Origin of the sequence: Rathayibacter rhapontici (assembly GCF_001995175.1) — a bacterium.
In the GTDB taxonomy this organism is placed as follows: Bacteria; Actinomycetota; Actinomycetes; order Actinomycetales; family Microbacteriaceae; genus Rathayibacter.
In genome coordinates, this window is sequence record NZ_MUKN01000107.1 from 1 (window position 1) to 4,302 (window position 4,302).

Below are 4,302 nucleotides of genomic sequence, written 5' to 3' on the forward strand. Positions count from 1 at the left end.
CGACCGCCGCCTCGAGCGCGCCCATCGCGGTCCGCAGAGCGGCGCGGCGGGCGCTGGAACCCGCTCCGGAGGCGAGCGTGCCCGCACCGAGCCCCAGCACGCGGTCCGCGACGGTGAGCTCGGCGTCGACAGCGGCGTCGGCCGCCGCCGTCAGGTCCTCGGTCGAGACCCCGGCGAGGGCGGCGTTCAGGGCGGGCACGGAGGCGAGGAGGTCGGCCCTGGCGCTGCCCTCGACGGAGCGGTCGGTGGCCGAGAGCAGGGCGAGCACGTCGTCGCGGACGCTCAGCGCGCGCTCCTTGGCCGCGGTGAACTCGGCCGGAGCGGTCACCTCGATCGACGTCTCGCGCGGTGTCGGAGGGGGCCCGGCCGCGTCCTCCTGCGGGGTGCAGGCGAGGAGCGCGAGGGTCAGCAGGCCCGCCGAGACGGCGGCGGCGGCGCGGCGGGGCGCCCGGTGCCCACCGGGGCGCCGCTCGGTTCGCCGTCGACTCCGCATGACGGCACCTTATCGGGGGACAGAGCCACGATCGGCCCCCGAACAAGGGTGCTTGCCGCGGGCCAGGGGGGTGTGTGTCCCACCCTCCGCCTACCATGGGCGGGTGACAGACCCGTCGGCCCCTCCCGTCCGCCTCCGCCCCGAGATCCTCGCCCTCCCGGCCTACCGCCAGGGTCGAGCGGCGGCCGCCGACGCGTTCAAGCTGTCCTCGAACGAGAACCCGTTCGATCCGCTGCCCTCCGTCCTGCACGAGGTGCAGTCGGTGCACGACTTCAACCGCTACCCCGATGCGGCGGCGACCGCACTGCGGACGGCGCTCGCCGAGGAGTACGGGGTCGGGCTCGACGAGGTGATCGTCGGGGCCGGATCCGTCGCCGTCATCGCGCAGCTCATCAGCGCGGCGGCCGGATCGGGCGACGAGGTCGTCTACGCCTGGCGCTCCTTCGAGGCGTACCCCTCCCTCGTCACCACGGCCGGAGCGACGAGCGTCCGCGTCCCGCTGCGCGCCGACGACACGCACGACCTCGACGCGATGGCGCTGGCGGTCACCGAGCGCACCCGCCTGGTCATCGTGTGCAGCCCCAACAACCCCACCGGCACGATCGCGACCGCCGACGACGTCGAGGCGTTCCTCGAGCGCGTCCCGAGCGACGTCCTCGTCCTCCTCGACGAGGCGTACGCCGAGTTCGTCGACGACGAGCGCGCAGTCGACGGCACGGCGCTGCTGGGCCGGCACCCCAACCTGGTGATCGCCCGGACCTTCTCGAAGGCCTACGGTCTCGCGGGCCTGCGCGTCGGCTACGCGATCGGCCACCCCCGGATCCTGGACGCCGCCCGCTCGACCGCCATCCCGCTCTCGGTGACCCGCTTCGCCGAGACCGCCGCCGTCGCGTCCCTCCGCCACCGCGAGGAGCTGCTCGAGCGCGTGCACCGCATCGTGACCCTGCGCGACCGCGTGCAGCAGTCGCTGCGTGAGGCGGGCTGGACGCTGCCCGAGTCGCAGGCCAACTTCCTCTGGTTCGACACGCGCGAGCAGACAGAGTGGGCCGCGGGCGTCTTCGAGCGGGCCGGCGTCGTCGTCCGGGCGTTCCCGCCCGAGGGCATCCGGGTCTCGATCGGCGAGGAGGAGTCTGTCGACAAGCTCCTCTCGGCGGCGGCCGAGATTGTGGGGTCCCTCCCGCAGGGGCATCCCGCGAGGCGGATAGGTTAGTCGGGTGGTAGTCACCAGCACGGAGTCGCCGACGGTCCAGTTCCTCACCGCGGACGGGCGCTTCGCCCCGACCCCCGCGGCAGAGCAGTACGCCTCGTTCCTCGACGGGATCGGCGAGGAGCAGCACCGCTCCTTCTACCGCGAGATGGCGGTGGTCCGGCGCTTCGACAAGGAGGCCGCCAACCTCCAGCGGCAGGGTCAGCTCGGACTCTGGGTGCCCAGCCACGGCCAGGAGGCGGCGCAGGTCGGCTCGGCCTTCGCGATGCGCCCGCAGGACCACGTGTTCCCCTCCTACCGCGAGCACGTCGTCGGCAAGATCCGCGGCATCGACCTGCTGAACGTGCTCGCGCTGCTGCGCGGCACGACGCACGGCGGCTGGGATCCCGCCGATCCGGCGAACGGCAACTTCCACCTCTACACGCTCGTGCTCGGCTCGCAGGCCCTGCACTCCACCGGCTACGCGATGGGGCTGACGTTCGACGGCGCGACCGGCACCGGCGACCCCGAGAAGGACGCGGCGGTCGTCGTCTACTTCGGCGACGGCGCCTCGAGCCAGGGCGACGTCAGCGAGGCGATGGTCTTCGCCGCGAGCTACCGGACGCCCCAGGTGTTCTTCCTGCAGAACAACCACTACGCGATCTCGGTGCCCGTGGCGACGCAGTCGCGCAGCCCGCTCTACCTCCGCTCCTCCGGCTTCGGGATCCCCGGCGTGCAGATCGACGGCAACGACGTGCTCGCGAGCTACGCCGTCACCGCGAAGCACCTCCAGGACGCCCGCTCGGGCGGCGGACCCCAGTTCATCGAGGCGCTCACCTACCGCATCGGCGCGCACACCTCGAGCGACGATCCCACGAAGTACCGCACCGACGACGAGCTCGCCTCGTGGATCGCGAAGGACCCGCTCACGCGCTTCGCCGCGTACCTGCGCTCCGAGGGCGTGGCGCAGTCCTTCTTCGACGAGGTCGACGAGGAGGCGGAGGACTACGCGTCCGACATCCGCCGCCGGCTGCTCGAGCTGGAGGCGCCGCCGGTCGACGTGATCTTCGACCACGTGTACTCGGAACCGCATCCGCAGGTGGCCGAGCAGAAGGCGTGGCTGCAGCGCTACGAGGACTCGTTCGGAGGCGACCCGCGATGACGATCGACACCAGCACCACGGCTGCCCAGCCGCACCTCTCCGAGGAGCAGCTCCAGTCGATGTCCATGGCCAAGGCGCTCAACGCCGGCCTCCGCCGCGCGATGACCGAGAACGACCGCGTCCTGCTGATGGGCGAGGACATTGGCCCCCTCGGCGGCGTCTTCCGCATCACGGAGGGACTGCACGCCGAGTTCGGACCGCAGCGCGTCCTCGACACGCCGCTCGCCGAGTCCGGCATCGTGGGCACCGCGATCGGACTCGCCATGCGCGGCTTCCGGCCGGTCTGCGAGATCCAGTTCGACGGCTTCATCTACCCGGCCTTCGACCAGATCACCTCCCAGCTGGCCAAGATGACCAACCGGCACGAGGGGCAGCTGAGCATGCCCGTCGTGATCCGCGTGCCCTACGGCGGGCACATCGGAGCGGTCGAGCACCACCAGGAGAGCAACGAGGCGTACTTCGCGCACACCCCCGGCCTGCGCGCGGTGAGCCCGTCCACGCCCAACGACGCCTACTGGATGATCCAGGAGGCGATCGCCTCGGACGACCCGGTCATGTTCTTCGAGCCCAAGAGCCGCTACTGGCCCAAGGGCGACGTCGATCTGCGGGCCTCCGCCGCCCCGCTGCACGCGACCCGCGTCGTCCGGCCGGGCACCGAGGTGACCGTCGTCGGCTGGGGTCCGATGGTGTCGGTGCTCCTCCAGGCCGCCGAGCTCGCGGGCGAGGAGGGGACGAGCATCGAGGTCGTCGACCTCCGCTCGCTCTCGCCGATCGACTGGGAGCCGCTGCTCGAGTCGGTGCGCCGGACCGGCCGCCTCGTCGTCGCCCAGGAGGCGTCCGCGAACGTGAGCCTCGGCTCCGAGATCGCGGCGACCGTCACCGAGCGGGCCTTCTACTCGCTCGAGGCGCCCGTGCTGCGGGTCGCCGGCTTCGACACCCCTTTCCCGCCCGCGAAGGTCGAGAAGATCTTCCTCCCCGACGTCGACCGCGTGCTCGAGGCCGTCGACCGCTCCCTCGCGTACTGACGCTCCCGCGTCCCCTCCCGTCGCATCCGCGTCCCTCCAGCGTCAGAAAGCAGATCCCGACGATGACAGAGCAGTTCCTCCTCCCCGATGTCGGCGAGGGCCTCACCGAGGCCGAGATCGTCGCCTGGAAGGTCAAGGTCGGCGACGAGGTCGCCGTCAACCAGGTCCTCGTCGAGATCGAGACCGCGAAGTCCCTGGTCGAGCTGCCGTCCCCGTTCAGCGGCACCGTCGTCGACGTCCTCGTCGACGAGGGCCAGACGGTCGACGTCGGCACCCCGATCATCACCGTGCAGGCGGGAGCCGGCACCCTCGGCTCCGAGATCCCCGCGATCCCCGCCCACCCGGCGCAGGCCGCTCCGCCCGCCCCGTCCACCACCGAGCCCGGAGAGGGATCCGGCGCCGCGCTCGTGGGCTACGGCACCGCGGGCGGCCACGT

At 72.2% G+C, this 4,302-nt stretch carries 5 protein-coding genes; 4 read left to right on the forward strand and 1 reads right to left on the reverse strand.

The window, feature by feature from the left end; all coding sequences use genetic code 11:
• Positions 1-493 (reverse strand): hypothetical protein (locus tag B0T42_RS20340; protein ID WP_201788594.1); only part of this gene is annotated, 493 nt, incomplete at its 3' end.
• Positions 494-596: 103 nt separating this feature from the next.
• On the opposite strand from B0T42_RS20340, the gene hisC reads away from it, so the two are divergent.
• The 4 genes from hisC to B0T42_RS18665 all read left to right on the forward strand — a co-directional run.
• Entirely contained in the window at positions 597-1,703 is a 1,107-nt protein-coding gene (gene hisC / locus B0T42_RS18650; RefSeq protein WP_236720416.1) for a histidinol-phosphate transaminase, read from the forward strand.
• 4 nt (positions 1,704-1,707) lie between these two features.
• Positions 1,708-2,841, forward strand: coding sequence for a thiamine pyrophosphate-dependent dehydrogenase E1 component subunit alpha (locus tag B0T42_RS18655; protein WP_077224467.1), 1,134 nt, complete (start codon positions 1,708-1,710; stop codon positions 2,839-2,841).
• A gap of 59 nt (positions 2,842-2,900) precedes the next feature.
• Positions 2,901-3,866, forward strand: a complete 966-nt coding sequence (locus tag B0T42_RS18660) for an alpha-ketoacid dehydrogenase subunit beta (protein WP_446737399.1) — start codon at positions 2,901-2,903, stop codon at positions 3,864-3,866.
• A 62-nt stretch (positions 3,867-3,928) separates the two neighbouring features.
• On the forward strand, positions 3,929-4,302 hold a 374-nt coding region (locus B0T42_RS18665), incomplete at its 3' end, for a biotin/lipoyl-containing protein (RefSeq protein ID WP_342418287.1).

Excerpts from the sequence above, each read along its gene's own strand:
- B0T42_RS18660 (WP_446737399.1), top strand. The coding sequence starts at position 2,901 with ATGTCCATGGCCAAGGCGCTCAACGCCGGCCTCCGCCGCGCGATGACC.